Raw genomic sequence first — 16,896 nt, 5'->3', positions numbered from 1 at the left:
TCTTACGGTCGAGCTCGTCGCGTGGCACCTCCAGGATCGAGATGCCCTTGTCGGCAGCCATGCGCACGGCCTCGGCCACCCGGTCGTCGGCGTCGCCGGCCGGACCCACCGGCGGCCCCGCCACCGGCGTCCACGCCCTGCGCCCCGCCCAGCGCGAGGCCCCCGCCGACTGGGGCCCGCACCGCCCGTACGAGGACCCCCACCAGCCCCCGCCGCCGTCCCGATCAAGGAATCCCCGCCCATGAACGCACGCCAGCGTCGAGGTGTTCTGCTGCTGCTCCTGTCGGTGCTCTGCGCCGTCGGAGCCTTCGCCGGAGTGCTCTCGGTCGTCCGGGACGTCAACGCCAAGGTCGGCCCGGAGGTCCCCGCCTACCGGCTGAAGACCGACGTCGCCCCCTACAAGGAGCTGACCGCCGACCAGTTCGAGAAGGTCTCGATGCCCGAGCGGTGGCGCTCCGAGAACGCCGTCACCGACCTGCGCCAGATACGCGGCAAGATCGCCGTGACCACCCTGCGCCAGGGCTCCCTGCTCCAGACCGACATGATCGTCGCCCGCCCCGAGGTCCGCCCCGGCGAGCAGGAGATCGCCATCATGATCGACGCGGCCACCGGCGTCGCCGGCAAGATCACCCCGGGCGCGGACGTCAACATCTACGCCACCTTCAAGGCCGAGAACGACGGCGAGAAGGACCAGTCGCGGATCATCGTGGAGAACGCCCGCGTCATCGACGTCGGCAAACTCACCGCCCTCGAACCCGACCAGGACGACCGGCGCCGCCAGCCCGTCGACGCCGTCCCCATCACCTTCGCCCTCTCCGCCGCCGACGCCCAGCGCGTCGCCTACGCCGAGTCGTTCGCCGCCCACGTCCGCCTCGCCCTGGTCGGGCCCGGCAGCGACGAGGGCCTGCGCCGCGGCGACCGTACGTACACCCTCGACGAGGACAAGTGAGAGGCGGCCGATGACACTGCGCATTCTCCCCGCCGCCGGTGACCAGGACGCCGCCCGCGTCCTCGCCACCCTCCTCGCCCAGTTGCCCGACGCCGAGCCGGCGCAGGCCCTGCCCGACTCGACGGCGCTGCTCGACACCCTCGCCGCGCTCGCCGCCGAGTCCCTCGACGAGCTGCCCGAGGTCGTCCTCGTCCACGAGCGGATGGGCCCGGCCCCCGCGCTGGACCTGGTCCGCGAGGTCACCCGGCGCTTCCCCTCGGTCGGCGTCGTCCTGCTCACCACCGACACCGGCACCGCCGTCATCACCGCGGCCATGGACGCCGGGGCCCGCGGCATCGTGGCCCTCCCGATGAGCTACGAGGCCCTGGCCGAACGCGTCCAGGCCGCCGCCGTCTGGTCCCTCGACATGCGCCGCCACCTCGCCACCGGCAATGGCCGCGAGCTCCTCGCCGCTGGCGGCGGTGGCCGCGTCGTCACCGTCTCCGGCGCCAAGGGCGGCGTCGGCACCACCCTCACCGCCGTCCAACTGGCCCTGGCAGCCCAGGCGTCGGGCCGCTCCACCGCCCTCCTCGACCTCGACCTCCAGTCCGGCGACACCGCCTCCTACCTCGACGTGCAGTTCCGCCGCTCCGTCGCCGACCTCGCCGCCATCCGCGACGTCACCCCGCGCGTCCTCGCCGACGTGGTCTTCACCCACGAGAGCGGGCTCGCCGTCATCCCCGCCCCCGCCGAGGGCGAACGCGGCGAGGACGTCACCGACCGCACCGCCCGCCAGGTCGTCACCGTCCTGCGCGGCCGCTACGACGTGGTGATCGTCGACTGCGGCACCCAGATGGCCGCCGCCAACGCCGCCGCCGTCGAACTCGCCGACGAGGCCCTCCTCGTCCTCACCCCCGACGTGGTCGCCGTCCGCGCCGCCAAACGCCAGATCCGCCTCTGGGAACGCCTCCAGATCCGCAAGGCCGAGGAGACCACCACCGTCGTCAACCGGTACGGCAAGGGCACCGAGATCACCCCCGCCCTCGTCGCCCGTATCACCGGCACCCGCGTCGCCCGCACCACCGTCCCGGCCCACTACCGCGAACTCCAGTCGGCCCTCGACGCCGGACGCGTCCAGGACCTCGACGCCAAGTCGACGGTCAAGCAGGCCCTCTGGGGCCTCGCCGGTGAACTGGGCCTCGGTCCCCGGGAACCCGGCCGCCCCACCGGCCGCAAGCGCCGCGGCGCCCACGGCGACCGGGGCGCCGTCACCCTCGAGTTCGCCGGGATCTTCCCCCTCGTCCTCGTCGTCCTCGCCCTGCTCTGGCAGTGCGCCCTCTACGGCTACTCCTACACCCTCGCCGGGAACGCCGCCGACGAAGGCGCCCGCGCCGCCACCGCCGCCCACGCCGCCGGCGACTCGGGCCCTGCCGCCTGCCGCACCGCCGCCACCCGCCACCTCCCCTCCGCCTGGTCCGCCGCCACCATCACCTGCACCGACGCAGGCTCCGTCTGGCAGGCCACGGTCAAGACGGACGTGCCGCTGTTCTTCCCGGGGGTCAACCCCGGGTGGAAGGTGACGGGGCGGGCGGGGGCGGCCTTCGAGGGGGAGCGGTGAGGGGGCGGAACCGGGAGCGGCCGGCGAGGAGGACCGACGACCGAGGCGCCGCCATCCTCGAATTCGCCGGCTTCCTCCCCGTCCTCCTCCTGATCGGCCTCGCCGCCATCCAGCTCGGCCTGGTCGGCTACGCCGCCAGCCAGGCCGGGTCCGCCGCCCGTGCCGCCGCCCGGGTCGCCTCGCAGGAGGACACCGGGGCCGGGGCGGCGGCGGGGCAGGCGGCCGTCGGGGCCGGGATGGACGTCAGCTTCAGCTGGGGCGGCGGGGACGGGACCACCAAGGCCACCGCCGCCGTCAAGGTGCCGACCCTGCTGCCGTTCGTCGGCGACGGCTGGACCGTGACCCGCTCGGCCACCATGCCCGACGACGACCGATGACCCCGCCCGCCCCCGCCCGTATCCCGGCCGCCCCAGGCCGCCCGGCCCCCGCCCGAGGAGGCGACACCGTATGAGCCTCAGGTCACGCATCACCGGCCCCGAGGAGCAGGGGAGCGCCCGGCCCGGGCGGGAGGACGGGCACCTTGTCGCGCTGTTCCGGGCCAAGCTGCTGGAGGAGATCGACCTCGCCGAGATGTCCTCGCTGGCCACCGCCGACCGGCGGGCCCGGCTGGAGCGCGTCCTCGGCCACATCATCAGCCGCGAGGGGCCGGTCCTCTCCGGCGTCGAACGCACCCAGCTCATCCGCCGCGTCGTCGACGAGGCACTCGGCCTCGGCGTCCTCGAACCGCTCCTCGAAGACCCCTCCATCACGGAGATCATGGTCAACGGGCCCGACGCGATCTTCGTAGAGCGGGCGGGCCGCGTCGAGCAGTTGCCGATGCGGTTCGCCTCGCACGAGCAGCTGATGCAGACCATCGAACGCATCGTCTCCACCGTCAACCGCCGCGTCGACGAGTCCCACCCCATGGTCGACGCCCGGCTCCCCTCCGGCGAACGCGTCAACGTCATCATCCCGCCGCTCTCCCTGACCGGCGCCACCCTCACCATCCGCCGCTTCCCGCGCGCCTACACCCTCCCCGAACTGATCCAGCTCGGCTCCCTCGACGAACACCTGCTGATGCTGCTCGCCGCCTTCGTCCGGGCCCGCCTCAACGTCATCGTCTCGGGTGGCACCGGCAGCGGAAAGACCACCCTGCTCAACGCCCTCTCCGGCCTCATCCCCGGCCACGAGCGCATCATCACCATCGAGGACTCCGCCGAACTCCAGCTCCAGCAGGCCCACGTGGTACGCCTGGAGTCCCGCCCCGCCAACGTCGAGGGCAAGGGCCACATCACCATCCGCGACCTGGTCCGCAACTCGCTGCGCATGCGCCCCGACCGCATCATCGTCGGCGAGGTCCGCGGCGGCGAGACCCTCGACATGCTGCAGGCCATGTCCACCGGCCACGACGGCTCGCTCGCCACCGTCCACGCCAACAGCGCCGAGGACGCCCTCATGCGGCTCCAGACGCTCGGCTCCATGGCCGAGGTGCAGATCCCCTTCGAGGCGCTCCGCGACCAGATCAACTCCGCCGTCGACGTCGTCGTCCAGCTCAGCCGCGCCGCCGACGGCTCCCGCCGCCTCGCCGAGATCGCCGTCCTCGTCTCGCACGGCCGCGAGCCCTTCCGGATCGCCACCGTCTCCCGCCACCACCCCGGCCCCCCGGGCCCCGACCGCGCCGCCCCGGGCCGGTTCGAACACCTCCCGCTGCCCCGCCCCGTCGCCGACCGCCTCCACCTCGCCGGAGAGGGCGTACCCCCCGCCTTCGGCGTCACCGACACCGCTGACCCCGCCCACGTCCGAGAGGCGCTGGCATGACCGACCCCACCCGCCTCGCCCTCGGCGCCGCCCTGCTCGGCCTGCTGCTCGCCGTCGCCGGCATCCACGTGTACGCCTCCGGGCGCGCCCAGCGCCAGGCCCTGGTCGACCGGCTCTCGGCCACCGCCGCGCCCCCCGCCGGACGCGGCCGCCGCTTCACCGGCATCGACCGCCGGGTCCGCCGCACGAGGCTCGGCCGGGACCTCTCGCTGCGCCTCTCCGCCACCGGACTCGACGTCACCGTCGGCGAGTTCACCGTCTACGCCCTCGCCACCACCGCCGCCCTGTGGCTCATCGCCTCCGCCGCCCTCGCCCCCTTCTTCGGGCCGATCGCCGCCCTGGCCGCCGCCTGGGGCGCCGTCGTCTTCCTCAACTGGCAGCGCCAGAAGCGCATCGAGGCGTTCATCAACCAGCTCCCCGACGTGGCCCGGCTCCTCGCCAACGCCACCGCCGCCGGCCTCGCCCTGCGCACCGCCCTCGCCATGGCCGCCGAGGAGCTGGAGGCACCTGCGGGCGAGGAACTCTCGCGCGTAGCCGATCAGTTGGCGCTGGGAAGGTCGGTCGACGCCGCCCTCGGCGAACTCGCCGAACGGCTCCCCTCCCGCGAACTGGTCGTCCTCGTCACCACCCTGGTCCTCTCCAACCAGGCAGGCGGCACCGTCGTCTCCTCGCTGCGCAACCTCACCGCCACCCTGGAGGAGCGCAAGGAGACCCGCCGCGAGGTCCGCACCATGCTCTCCGAGGTGCACGCCACCGCGCTGACCGTGCCCGCCCTGGGCCTCGGCTCGCTGCTGCTCATCAACTCGCAGAACGAGGGCGCCCTCGCCCGCGTCACCGGCTCCGCCCTCGGCCAGATCCTCATCCTGATCGCGCTCGGCCTGTACGCGGTCGGCTTCCTCGTCATCCGCCGCCTCGGAAAGATCGAGGTCTGACCGTGCCCACCCTCGCCGCCGGCCTCACGCTCCAGTCGCCCCTGCTGGCGCTCGGCCTGGCCCTGCTCGCCGCCGCCGCGGTGGCCGCCGCCCTCGCCGCCCTGCGCCTGCTGCGCGGTGAGGCGAAACTCCCCGACGACCTCGCCGTCGCCCTGGAGTCGGGCGCCGCCCGCGTCTCCACCGCCGAGTCCGCCGTCGACCGGCTCGGCATCCGCTTCGCCCCGCTCGTCCTCAGGCTGATGGGCCCGCGCCGCGTCGACGCCAAACGCCGCCGCATCGACATGGCCGGCAACCCCGGCGGCCTCACCCTCGACCGGTACGCCGCCCGCCGCTTCGTCTACGGCGTCTTCGGCCTCGTCCTCGGCCTGGTCTTCCTCACCAACGACTCCACCCTCTTCGCCCTGCTGACCTTCGCCTTCGGCCTCACCGCCGCCGACGCCCTGATCTGGCAGGCGGTCCGCGACCGGCGCGAGGTCATCGACCGCACCCTCCCCGACTTCCTCGACGTCCTCGCCGTCGTCGTCAGCTCCGGCCTCGGCTTCCGCCAGGCCCTGGACCGCGTCGCCGAACGGTACGAGGGTCCCTGGGCCGACGAACTCCGCATCACCCTGCGCCAGATGGACATGGGCGTCTCCCGCCGCCAGGCCTTCGACGAGCTCCGCCGCCGCAACTCCTCCGAACAGGTCGCCCAGTTCGTCTCCGCCCTCCAGCAGGGCGAGGAACTCGGCTCACCCATCGCCGACACCCTCATCCAGATAGCCACCGACATGCGCCGCACCGACGCCCAGAACTCCCGCCGCCGCGCCGCCAAGACCATCCCCAAGGCCACCATGGTGACCCTCGTCTTCCTCCTCCCCGCCACGATGATCCTCATCGCCGCCGGCATGTTCCTCGGCTCAGGCTCCGACCTGGGCTCGATCCTCGGCGGATGACCGGCGAGGGGACGCCCGGGAGCGGCTACGGGACGGGCGCGGGGGGCGACGAGCCGGCCGGCGGCGGCCACAAACCGGCCGGCGGCGGTGCCGGACCCGCGGGGAGCGGCCACGGGCCGGTCGGCAGCGGTCGCGAGCGGGCCGTGAACGGCCACGGGGCGACGGGTACCGGCGACGGCCCGGCCGACAGCGGCCGTGAGCGGACCAGGAACGGCCACGGGCCGACATCGAGCCGCCACGAGCCCCCCGGCACCGCCCCCGGCGGAGCACCAAGGAGCCCTCGCCCGCGCCCCCGCCTGGCCAGAACCAGCGAGGGCACCCGGACGGAAACCGGCCGCGCCACCCCGCCCAGCCGCCTCACCCCACCCGGCCGCACGGCCCGCCACCTCCCGCCCACCCCGCCGACCCTCTACGCCGGCCACACCACCCACCCCGGCCCCACGGCCTCCGCCCTCGCCGACGACGTCCCCGCCCCCAGTCCCCGCGTCCAGCTCAACGCACTCCAGGCCCTCTGCCGCCAGGTGTTCGGCGTCCGCCTCGCCCTGATCGCCCTCGGCGCCCCCTTCGCCCTCCAGAACGCCGCCGACGGCGCCGCCCGCTACCTCGTCCTCACCGCCGCCGTCACGGGCTTCATGGCCTCGTACGCGATGCTCCGCGACTGGGAACGGTTCGGCCCCCTCGTCCTGCGTCACCCCGCCCTGCTCGGCCTCGACCTGCTCATCGGCGCCGTCCTCCTCCTCACCGCCTCGCCCGCCTCCCCCCTCGGCTATGCCGCCGCCTGCACGCCGCTCCTCGCGGGCCTGCTCTACGGCTGGCGCGGCGCCGGCGTCCTCACCGGCTGCCAGCTCGTCGTCCTCCTCGTCGCCCACCGCGCCTGGGCCGACGCCCTCACCAGCGGCGCCAGCACCCTCCTCGTCGCCGGGTTCTGCGTCGCCGCCGGGATCACCGGAGTGACCCTGCGCAACCTCATGTTCCGGTTCGGCGCCGCCACCACCGCCCTCGCCGAGGCCAACGCCCGCCTGGCAGTCGCCGGCGCCGTCGAGGCCGAACGCGCCCGTCTCGCCCGCGACCTCCACGACTCCCTCGCCAAGACCTTGCACGGCCTCGCCCTCACCGCCGACTCCCTGGCCGAGGGCACCGGCCACCTGCCGCCCGACACCCTCCGCGACCGCGCCGTCCAGGTCGCCGACGCCGCCCGCCGCGCCGCCGCCGACTCCCGCGACCTGCTGTCCGGACTCCGCCACGACGCGGCCGACCCCACCGGACCGGTCGACCTCGCCGAGACCCTCCGTACGGGACTGCCGTCCGGCACGCCCCTCGACGCGGCCGGGCCCCTGCCGCCCGTACCCCACGCCGTCGCACAGCACCTGCTGGCCATCGCCGCCGAGGCCGTCGAGAACGCCCACCGCCACGCCACCTCCCCGCCCCGGACCGCCCTCACCACCACCGGCACCGCCCTCCGCCTCACCGTCACCGACCACGGCCCCGGCCTCCCCACCGGCCTCACCCTCCAATCCGCCTCCGACACCGGCCACTTCGGCCTCGTCGGGATGGCGGAACGCGCCACCGCGATCGGCGGCGCCCTGCGGGTGGGCCCCGCCGGGCAGACGGCCACGGGCCCCGGCACGGAGGTACGGATCGAGCTCCCCCTCGCCGTCCTGGAGACCGCCCCGCCACCAGGAACGTGTGGTTCCGCCCCGGGGGAACACCTATCCGGCCAAAACCCACCCGCGAGGCCCCCGGACTGAGGACACTCTTAACGCGGGCCCCGCGACCCGGGCCGCCCGCACCAGGACGGCGTACCACCGACCCCGCCCCGAGAGGAGGCCACGATGCCGGACGCATCCCCTTCCGAGCCACACGGCCGAACCGCCGCGCCCGAACCGCGCACCACCCGCACCCGCCCGGACGCGCGCACGGCCCCTCTCCGCCCGCACCACGCCCCGGCCCCCGGCCGCACCCTGCGCGTCGTCGTCGCCGACGACAACCAGGTGGTCCGCGCCGGACTCAGCGCCCTGCTCTCCGCGCGCCCGGGCATCCGGGTCGTCGCCGAGGCCGGCGACGGCCACCGCGCCCTCGCCGCCACCCGCCACCACCGTCCCGACGTAGTCCTCCTCGACGTCCGCATGCCCGGCGTCGACGGCCTCGCCGCCCTGCCCCACCTGGTCCGCCTCGCCCCCGTCCTGATGCTCACCTACAGCCGCGAACGCGAGACCGTCCAGCGGGCGCTGGGCCTGGGCGCCGTCGGCTACCTCGTCCACGGCGAGTTCACCGCCGACCAACTGGCCCGCGCCGTACGCGACGCCCACGAGGGCCACGCCCACCTCACCCCGTCCGCCAGGAACGCCCTCCTCGCCCACCTTGTCGCCCCGGCCGCCTCCCACCGGCCACCCGTCTCGAATCCGCCAACCTCCGGCAAAACCCCTTCGCGACTGCAATCCCCTGTGGGAGAGTCGGACAGGGCTGCGCACGGGCTGAGTTCACGGGAGGTCGAGGTCATGGAGCTGATCGCCTCGGGGATGAGCAACCAGCAGATAGCCGCCACCTGCTTCATCAGCGAGAAAACGGTTAAGAACCACATCAACCGCATCTTCGCCAAACTCCACGCCCCGAACCGCAGCGCGGCGATAGCGACGTGGCTGGGCATCGCCTCCACCGGCCGGACGGCCCCCCGATGACCGCCTGGACCCCTCCACCCCAGACTCCTCCCACCCGCCCGTCCCCGCCCGCACCTCCGTCCCCGGACACCCCACCCCACCAGCGCACTTGGGCCCCCCGATGGGCCCCCGGACCCTCCTCCGTCCCCCGCGCCACCTCATACCGTCCCCGAATCACCCTTGACCAAGGAGGCCCCCACCATGAGCGACACCACCTTGAGGGCGGCACTGGCCCTGCACCGGGCGGCCCAGACCTGGACCACGCACCTGCTCGCCCGCACGACCAACGCCGCCCGGCGCGACCGGGGGGCGGGGTTCGTGGAGTATGCGGGGTTGATGATCCTGATCGCGGGGATCTTCACGTTGATCGACGGCCTGGCTCTCGACAGCAAGATCTCCTCCGCCATCGGTACGGCCGTCAGCAACGTGATCAGCGGAGGCTGAGACCAGTCGTCGGTGACGCCGGACAAGCGCTCCCCCTGTTCATCTGGGTAACGGGGGTTGTTCTTTTCGTGGCCTTCGTTTTCTTTGCCTTCGCCCAGGCTGCGGTGGCTCGTAACGGTGCTCAAACGGCGGCGGACGCGGCGGCGCTTGCGGCGGCCAACGATGCGCGCGAAGAGCTTGCCGAGGGCCTCGTTCAAGCGGTCGAGGATGGTGGGGAGTGGCTCGACTGGCTTGAGGGGCAAGGGGCGCGAGGCGGCACCGCGAGATCGGAGGCCGAGAGATTGGCCGCCGCCAATTCTGCAACGGTCTCCGGCTTCGGTGTCGAGGACACGAACGGGTGGCCGGGTTATCGGGTTTCCGTGGAGATGAATGATTCAGTGGGAGATTCTATCATCCCCGGAACTGAAGGCATGTATGCCAAGGCTGCGGCGGTTTCGGTGGTCGAGCCGCTCTGTGAGGGGCTGACGGACGATGCGAATGTGTCCTTTCGTTGCTCGAATGGGAGCGAGTACGAATTTGACACGGACGACATTTCATTTGACGACCTGCCCGACCTCGCCGACATGTACTCAGTACACCTTGTGAAGTGATCTACAGAAGGAGAAATCCTCTCATGGGGAAGAAGCGCCTTTCCAGGTGGCCCGCTGTACGGAGTGCTGGGATGCTGACAATGGCGATTCTCGCCCTAGGGGGGTGCGGCGGTAGTGGCGACGATTCTTCGGGCTCGGGATCGGTCGCATCGAAAGGTCCGCAGGGCGATAAAGGGAAAGCGCCTGAGGGGCCGACGCCTTCAGGGGATGTTGTGCTGGCAGAATCTGAGGGCGACGGTGTAGTGATGACCGTCACCTCGGCAGTGCGGGACAGTGGTGGATTCCTTACGGTGTCCGGAAAGGTCACCAATAGCTCGGGGAATCTTTGGACCGGTGGAGAGTGGCGCGGGGATGAAAGCGAGCTGCAGGGGAATGGCGGTTCAATTGCCGGTGCGAGCCTGATCGACAAGGTGGGTAAGAAGAAGTACCTAGTTCTTCGTGATACGAGCGGCCGGTGTCTGTGCACGAAGTTTTCCGGTGGCATCGACAGCGGAAAAAGCGCAGATTGGTTCGCTCAGTTCCCTGCTCCTCCCGCAGATACTCAAAAGGTCGACTTCCAGGTCGGCACCATGCCCCCCGCCACCATCCAAATCTCCGAGGGGTGACCCCCGATGAAACCAGCACGCCACGCCGCCCTGGCCACCCTCGCCTGTTCGCTGGTTCTCTCGCTCGCTCTGCCCCTGCACGTGGCCCAAGCCGACGACGACGACCCCGTAGTGCCCCCCGGCAGTACGACCAGTTCCCCGCCTCCGGAGATTTCCGAGGACAGTGCGGGGCTGAAGCTGGCCGACGGGGCGGAGTTGGCGCCGCCGAAGGTGTTGGACATCAAGTCGGTCGTGGAGGATCTGGGGGGTGAGGAGCGCCGGGAGGACACCAATACGGATGTGAAGTTCGCGCTCCAGGCCGAGGTGTTGTTCGGGAAGGACAGCGCCAAGCTGAACCCGGAGGCGCGGGGCCGGATCCAGGCCATCGCCGAGGAGGCGCAGGCCCAGCAGGCCAACAAGGTCCGGGTGTTCGGGTTCACCGACGACCTCGGCTCCTACGAGCACGGGAAGAAGCTGTCGAAGAACCGGGCCGACGCCGTGCACGAGGAACTGGTGAAGACCCTCGGGCCGAACGTCACCTACGAGGTGCGCGGCTACAGCGAGGACTACCCGATCGCCGACAACTCCACGGAGGCCGGCCGGATGAAGAACCGCCGGGTCGAGGTCTCGTTCCCGCGCGGCGCCGCCGCCCCGCAGACGCGGGAGTCGGGCGACCCCGCCGTCAGTTGACCGAGGGCCGGCGGGGCTACAACACGTCCTACCGCAGCCCTGCGATCCCTCCAAGGATCAGGTCGCGGCCCCCCCGGCCGGGAATTCCGCCTCGTCGTCGTGGACGCGGAGCTGGCCGGCGCCCTCGCGGGTGAACGGGCGCGGCCGTCTCCTCTACGACCAGCCCGACGACGGTCTCGGCCGTCGCCCCGGGATACCCGGCGGCACCCTCCGCCGGCTCCTGCCGTGGTGCGTCGGCATGGTGTTCGTCGAGACGTACCGGTTCGATGCCGACCGGTGTCATCCGGCCAGTGCCGAGGCGGTCGGCGGTGGCTCCATGCCGGCGCCGGTGCCCGGCAAGGGGATCTTCGCCCACCGTGAGCCGGAGGGCGTGCTGCACACCCACGTCCAGCTCACCCGGGACCGTGCGTGGGTCGACGCCCTCGACTCCGCAGACGGGTCTGCGGCCCTGGAGCGGGTCGCCGGGAGTCCGCGGGGTGGACGCCGGAGCTGAAGGCGTTCCTCACCCACGGCTGGACCGCTCCGGTGGCCCGCGTCCTGCACGTCCTGCCGGACGAGCACCGCTGGGAGCGCGTCCCGGGCGTCACCCTGCTCGGCGACGCCGCCCACCTGATGCCCCCTCCGGCGAAGGCGCCAACCCCGCCATGCCCGACGCCCCCGAACCGGGTGAAGCCCTCGCGACTCGCCCGGGTGACGTGGAGGCTGCCCTCGCCACGTACGAGGCGAGGCTCTTCCCGGTACGGCCTCATCGAGACGGTCACCGCCGCCGAGGGGGTGAGGAGCCCGAGAGGAGAGGGGTCCCGGCTGTAGCTGGTAACCCGCGTTTGCAATCATCCCGCGTGCGCAATTAGTGTGGACGCTCGTAAGGCGCTGCGAGCGATTACCCGCCCTGTCGGGGTCAGATGTCGAGCGGCGCTCTCCCACCCCCTCCCAGGAAAGGCACCTCCATGCCTCTAGCCCTCCTGGCCCTGGCCATCGGTGCCTTCGGGATCGGTACCACCGAGTTCGTGATCATGGGCCTGCTCCCCGAGGTGGCCGCCGACTTCGGCGTCACCGTGCCGACCGCCGGGCTGCTGGTGACCGGGTACGCGCTCGGTGTCGTCGCGGGCGCGCCGGTCATGACCGTGCTCGGGACCAAGGTGTCCCGCAAGCGCATGCTGATGCTGCTCATGGGGCTGTTCATCGCGGGCAACCTGCTCTGTGCCGCGGCCCCCGTCTTCGGTGTGATGCTCACCGGCCGCATCGTCGCCTCCCTCGCCCACGGCGCCTTCTTCGGCATCGGCTCCGTCGTCGCCGCCGGCCTGGTCGCACCGCAGAAGCGGGCCGGGGCCATCGCACTGATGTTCACCGGGCTGACCGTCGCCAATGTGGTCGGCGTACCGCTCGGCACCTTCATCGGGCAGAACGCCGGCTGGCGGACCACCTTCGTCGTCGTCGCCGGTCTCGGCGTCCTCGGCCTGCTCGGCGTGGCCCGGCTCGTCCCGAACATGCCGAAGCCCGGGGGCGTACGGCTGCGGCACGAACTGGCGGCGTTCAGGAACGCGCAGGTGCTGCTGGCCATGGCGATGACCGTGCTCGGCTTCGGCGGGGTCTTCGCCGCCGTCACCTACGTCGCGCCGATGATGACCGAGGTCGCGGGCTTCGCCGACTCGTCGGTGACCTGGCTGCTCGTCCTCTTCGGGCTCGGCATGGTCGCGGGCAACCTGGTCGGCGGCCGGTTCGCCGACCGCGCGCTGATGCCGATGCTCTACGTCTCGCTCGGCGGGCTGACCCTGGTCCTCGCCCTGTTCACCGTGACCGCGCACCACAAGGTCGCCGCCGCGCTCACCCTCGCCCTGATCGGCGCCCTCGGCTTCGCCACCGTGCCGCCGCTCCAGAAGCGAGTACTCGACCACGCGCACGGCGCCCCCACGCTGGCCTCGGCCGTCAACATCGGCGCCTTCAACCTCGGCAACGCCCTCGCCGCCTGGCTCGGCGGCCTCGTCATCGCGGCCGGCCTCGGCTACACCGCCCCCAACTGGGTCGGGGCCCTGCTTGCCGGCTCCGCCCTGCTGCTGGCCTTCCTCTCGGCCGTGCTCCAGCGCCGCGACGAGGCCCGTGGAGCCCGGGCGGCCCAGGAGCCCCGGCCGGCCGCCCCCGAACCCGTACACCTCTGACCGTCCGATGTACCCGAAGGACAAGGAACTTCCCAATCGTGTTGTCAAGCCGCTGCCGTGACGGGAGGTGAAGCATGAAAGCACTCTCCGTCACGGATCATGGCCCACAGGACGTTGAGGCGTCGGCGTGCGAGAGCCAGCAGGGCCTGCTTGTGGCCCTTGCCCTCGCTCCGTTTCCGGTCGTAGAACGCCTTCGACGCAGGGCAGCACTGAAGGCTCACCATGGCCGACAGGTACATGGTCCTGAGCAGACCGCGGTGGTAACGCCGGGGGCGGCGCAGGTTGCCGCTGACACGGCCGGAGTCGCGGGGCCTGGGGGCCAGGCCAGCGAAGCCGGCCAGGCGGTCGGGACTGCCGAAGGCGTCCATGTCACCACCGGTCGCGGCGAGGAACTCGGCGCCGAGCTTGGCGCCCATGCCGGGCAGGCTGCGGATCACCTCGGCGAGCGGATGCTCGCGAAACTTGGCCTCGATCAGGGCGTCGAGCTCGGCGATCTCCTCATCGAGGGCCATCACCCCCTTCGCGAGGCGGACCACCATGGTGGCCGCGAGCTTCTCGCCGGGCAGCGCGGTCTGCTGGGCCTGGGCGGCCTCCACCACCGTCTTCGCCAGTGCGGCGGCGCCCCTGACCTTGCGATTCTTCAGCCACGTCTCGATCCGGCTCGTGCCTGCCCGACGGATCGCCGCCGGGGTCTGGTAGCCGGTCAGCAGCGTCACCGGTCCCCGATTCGTCAGATCAAGGGCCCGCTCCAACGCAGGGAAGATCTGAAGGAGTTGGGCCCGGAGGCGGTTAATCTGCCGCGTGCGGTCGAAGACCGTGTCCAAGCGCCGGGTGGTCAGGGTGCGCAGGTCAACGGCGATCTCATCGCCCGGCCGCAGCAGGCCCAGATCGCGACGGACGCGCGCCTGATCGGCGATGACGAAGGCGTCCTTCGCGTCGGTCTTGCCCTCGCCGCCCTTATAGGTCGCCGCAGCCCGGTGGACCGCCAGGCCTGTGATGTAGGCGACCGGCTGGCCGTGGTTGACCAGCAGGCCGATCAGCAGCGCGGCACCACCGTGGTTAAGGTCCACAGCCCACAGTGCGTCGGCGGATATCTCCAGGACATCGCCGATCAGAGTGAGCAGTTCACTCTCGTCGTTCGCGATTCGGCGGGACAGCAGACGCTTGCCGTCCGCGTTGATCACCACCGCGTGGTGGTGGGTCTTGCCGATGTCCACTCCGGCCCAGATCTCGGGCACGTTCCCCTCCGCCAGCTCGTCGTTCATCGATCCCGCAGACGACCTCGCCGACGTTGTCCTACGCAGCGATCGAAAGTCGCATCTCCCAATTGGCGGTCGAGTCGTCGCGGGGCTCCGGGTGGCCAAGTTCCTTAAGCCATCGAGCGGTCTCCACCGTGACAGCCATGCCCAGAGCCCCTGGGCCCTCCGATCTTACGAATGACCAGAGCAACCACACTTGAAAGGTAGGACAGCACGTGAGCACCACCCCCGTCCCCACCGTCACCCTCAACAACGGCGTCACCATGCCGCAGCTCGGCTTCGGCGTCTTCCAGGTGCCCGACGAGGAGACCACCGCGGCCGTCGCCACCGCCCTGGAATCCGGCTACCGCTCCATCGACACCGCCGCCGTCTACGGCAACGAGGCGGGCGTCGGCCGCGCCCTCGCCGACTCCGGCGTCCCGCGCGACGAACTCTTCGTCACCACCAAGCTGTGGAACGACGACCAGGGGTACGACGCGACCCTCACCGCCTTCGACGCCTCGCTGGCCAAGCTCGGCCTCGACCACGTCGACCTCTACCTCATCCACTGGCCGACCCCGGCCCGCGACCGCTACCTCGACACCTGGCGCGCCCTGGAGAAGCTGCTGGCCGACGGCCGCACCCGCGCCATCGGCGTCTCCAACTTCCAGCCGGCCCACCTCACCCGCCTCATCGACGCCTCCGGCATCGTCCCCGCGGTCAACCAGGTCGAGCTGCACCCCGGCCTCCAGCAGAGCGAACTGCGCGCCCTGCACGCCGGGCACGGCATCACCACCGAGGCGTGGAGCCCCCTCGCGCAGGGCGCCCTGCTGAACCACGACACGATCACCACCCTCGCCACCCGCCACGGCCGCACCCCGGCCCAGATCGTCCTGCGCTGGCACCTCCAGCTCGGTAACGTGGTCATCCCCAAGTCCGTCACCCCCTCCCGCATCCGCGAGAACCTCGACGTCCTCGGCTTCACCCTCACCGCCGACGACATGACCGCCCTCGCCACCCTCGACGGGGGCCTGCGCACGGGCCCTGACCCGGACACCCTCAACTGACGACCTGCCGCCCGGTCACCGAGGCTCCCCGTACGGCCAGGACCCCGTACGGGGAGCCTCTCCGTGCAGCCCCGGCGCCCGCGCCGCCTCCGGCCAGGCCGGGAACTCGGCCGGCGCCTCCTCGGTACGGCCGGCTCGTCCAGCTTCCGCAGGAAGGCGAACCGCGCGGCCCGGCACAGCACCCGCTCGGCCTCGCGCTTCGCGTCGGGGCCGCCGACGGTCGGGAAGATCACGAAGGCCGGGGCGGCCGCGCCGGTGGCGGTGTGGTGCTCGATCACCTCCAGCACGGCCGCCGCGCAGTCGGTGGTCCCCCTGTGGCCGTACCGCTCGTGGAGTTCCTGGACGCGGCCCTCGCAGGAGTCGAGGCTCACCTCGGTGGCGGGGTGGGCGCCGGTGTCGAAGAGGACGACCGGGACGGTCCCGTCGTCGTCCGGGTGCGCGGCGAGGGCCAGGGCCTCTTCGGCCAGGTGCTGCAAGTGACGACCACCCGCGGCCTACGCGAAAGCCCCGAGCCGGGCCGATGCGGACCCACCCGAACCGCCCCGGTCCGACGCGGGACTCGACACGGCTGGCACGCTACTCGGCGGTGACCCGCACCCTGCCCCCGTCCCCGTCCCCGTCCCCGTCCGTAAGGAAGCCCCCGTGCCCGACCCCCGCCTCACCACCCTCCCGCCACCCGCCCGCGCCCGTCTCCTCGCCCGCTTCGGCCCCGCCGTCGACGCCTGGTGCGAGGCGTTGCCGGACCAGGTGGCGGAGCTCGCCGAGCGGTGGGGGGTGGAGCCGCTGGCGGCCGGGGGCGGTGGGACCTCGCGGGTGTTCAGGTGCAGACGGCGCGCGGACGAGCGCGCGGTCTGGCTGAAGGTGACTCCCGACCCCCAGGTGGCCGCCGAGGAGGCGGAGGCGCTGGCGGGGTGGGCGCGGACGCCCTCGGTGGCCGGGCTCCTCGCGGCCGACCCCGGCGCCGGGGCGCTGCTGCTGGACGGGGTGGAGCCGGGGACGCCGGTACGCGGCCAGGACGGGGAGCCGGCCCAGGTGGCGGCCCTGCTGCGGGAACTCCGGGAGAGCGGCCCGGACCAGGCGCCCGGCGAGGGCTCGGCCCTGCGGCCGCTCGCCCACCGGGTCGGCTTCCTCTTCGGCCTCGCCCTGCGGCGGGCCGGACCGGACGGCCCCGACGCCGAGATCCGGCTCCGCCGGGCCCGCGCCCAGGCGCTCGGGAGCTCAACGTCGACGCCGAGGGCATCGAGATCGGCCCTTCGCCGCAGG

At 72.5% G+C, this 16,896-nt stretch carries 16 protein-coding genes and 2 pseudogenes; 16 read left to right on the top strand and 2 right to left on the bottom strand.

The window, feature by feature from the left end:
- Positions 1–241: 241 nt before the first annotated feature.
- The 14 genes from cpaB (at position 242) to ABZ863_RS33650 (ending at position 13,328) form a co-directional block, all read left to right on the top strand.
- Positions 242–949 (top strand): Flp pilus assembly protein CpaB, encoded by a 708-nt coding sequence (gene cpaB, locus ABZ863_RS33715; RefSeq protein ID WP_023419245.1) that lies wholly within the window; start codon positions 242–244, stop codon positions 947–949.
- A gap of 10 nt (positions 950–959) precedes the next feature.
- Positions 960–2,546 carry a P-loop NTPase gene (locus ABZ863_RS33710; RefSeq protein WP_023422722.1) on the top strand — a complete coding sequence of 529 codons (1,587 nt, stop codon included), beginning with the start codon at positions 960–962 and terminating at the stop codon, positions 2,544–2,546.
- Entirely contained in the window at positions 2,543–2,923 is a 381-nt protein-coding gene (locus ABZ863_RS33705; protein WP_023419247.1) for a TadE family protein, read from the top strand. Before ABZ863_RS33710 ends, ABZ863_RS33705 begins: the two co-directional genes overlap by 4 nt.
- 70 nt (positions 2,924–2,993) lie before the next feature.
- Positions 2,994–4,343, top strand: a complete 1,350-nt coding sequence (locus ABZ863_RS33700; protein WP_023419248.1) for a CpaF family protein — start codon at positions 2,994–2,996, stop codon at positions 4,341–4,343.
- Complete coding sequence (locus ABZ863_RS33695; RefSeq protein ID WP_023419249.1) at positions 4,340–5,275, top strand: type II secretion system F family protein; 936 nt, start codon at positions 4,340–4,342, stop codon at positions 5,273–5,275. Before ABZ863_RS33700 ends, ABZ863_RS33695 begins: the two co-directional genes overlap by 4 nt.
- Before the next feature lie 2 nt (positions 5,276–5,277).
- Positions 5,278–6,207, top strand: coding sequence for a DUF5936 domain-containing protein (locus ABZ863_RS33690; protein WP_023419250.1), 930 nt, complete (start codon positions 5,278–5,280; stop codon positions 6,205–6,207).
- Positions 6,204–7,955: a histidine kinase gene (locus tag ABZ863_RS33685; protein ID WP_358543658.1), complete on the top strand. Its 1,752-nt coding sequence runs from the start codon at positions 6,204–6,206 to the stop codon at positions 7,953–7,955. The genes ABZ863_RS33690 and ABZ863_RS33685 overlap by 4 nt, the downstream gene beginning before the upstream one ends.
- Positions 7,956–8,039: 84 nt before the next feature.
- Complete coding sequence (locus tag ABZ863_RS33680) at positions 8,040–8,885, top strand: response regulator transcription factor (protein WP_023419252.1); 846 nt, start codon at positions 8,040–8,042, stop codon at positions 8,883–8,885.
- Positions 8,886–9,065: 180 nt separating this feature from the next.
- The gene (locus ABZ863_RS33675; RefSeq protein WP_358280421.1) at positions 9,066–9,308 is read left to right on the top strand and encodes a hypothetical protein; all 243 of its coding nucleotides are present in this window, start codon (positions 9,066–9,068) and stop codon (positions 9,306–9,308) included.
- A complete protein-coding gene (locus tag ABZ863_RS33670) occupies positions 9,305–9,898 on the top strand; it encodes a pilus assembly protein TadG-related protein (protein ID WP_358280427.1) in 594 nt (197 codons plus the stop codon). The genes ABZ863_RS33675 and ABZ863_RS33670 overlap by 4 nt, the downstream gene beginning before the upstream one ends.
- Positions 9,899–9,978: 80 nt before the next feature.
- Positions 9,979–10,503, top strand: a complete 525-nt coding sequence (locus tag ABZ863_RS33665; RefSeq protein ID WP_358280423.1) for a hypothetical protein — start codon at positions 9,979–9,981, stop codon at positions 10,501–10,503.
- A 6-nt stretch (positions 10,504–10,509) separates the two neighbouring features.
- The gene (locus ABZ863_RS33660; protein WP_128464313.1) at positions 10,510–11,172 is read left to right on the top strand and encodes an OmpA family protein; all 663 of its coding nucleotides are present in this window, start codon (positions 10,510–10,512) and stop codon (positions 11,170–11,172) included.
- A gap of 130 nt (positions 11,173–11,302) precedes the next feature.
- Positions 11,303–11,665: a hypothetical protein gene (locus ABZ863_RS33655; protein ID WP_358543656.1), complete on the top strand. Its 363-nt coding sequence runs from the start codon at positions 11,303–11,305 to the stop codon at positions 11,663–11,665.
- A 454-nt stretch (positions 11,666–12,119) separates the two neighbouring features.
- A complete protein-coding gene (locus ABZ863_RS33650) occupies positions 12,120–13,328 on the top strand; it encodes an MFS transporter (protein ID WP_358543654.1) in 1,209 nt (402 codons plus the stop codon).
- A gap of 44 nt (positions 13,329–13,372) precedes the next feature.
- Here the strand turns inward: ABZ863_RS33650 and ABZ863_RS33645 are convergent, their stop codons facing one another.
- Positions 13,373–14,593 (bottom strand): IS110 family transposase, encoded by a 1,221-nt coding sequence (locus tag ABZ863_RS33645; protein ID WP_128464783.1) that lies wholly within the window; start codon positions 14,591–14,593, stop codon positions 13,373–13,375.
- Between the two features lie 257 nt (positions 14,594–14,850).
- On the opposite strand from ABZ863_RS33645, the gene ABZ863_RS33640 reads away from it, so the two are divergent.
- Positions 14,851–15,633: an aldo/keto reductase gene (locus ABZ863_RS33640; protein ID WP_358543661.1), complete on the top strand. Its 783-nt coding sequence runs from the start codon at positions 14,851–14,853 to the stop codon at positions 15,631–15,633.
- A 221-nt stretch (positions 15,634–15,854) separates the two neighbouring features.
- On the opposite strand, the pseudogene ABZ863_RS33635 reads toward ABZ863_RS33640, so the two are convergent.
- Positions 15,855–16,109: pseudogene (locus ABZ863_RS33635) on the bottom strand (VWA domain-containing protein); the annotation flags it as partial.
- 166 nt (positions 16,110–16,275) lie between these two features.
- Between ABZ863_RS33635 and ABZ863_RS33630 the strand changes: the two are divergent.
- A pseudogene (locus ABZ863_RS33630) lies at positions 16,276–16,896 on the top strand (hypothetical protein); the annotation flags it as partial.

Origin of the sequence: Saccharomonospora sp. NPDC046836 (assembly GCF_040645195.1) — a bacterium.
In the GTDB taxonomy this organism is placed as follows: domain Bacteria; phylum Actinomycetota; class Actinomycetes; order Mycobacteriales; family Pseudonocardiaceae; genus Prauserella_A.
Note: the sequence above shows the minus strand (reverse complement) of the source record. Positions and strands in the feature narration are given on the sequence as shown.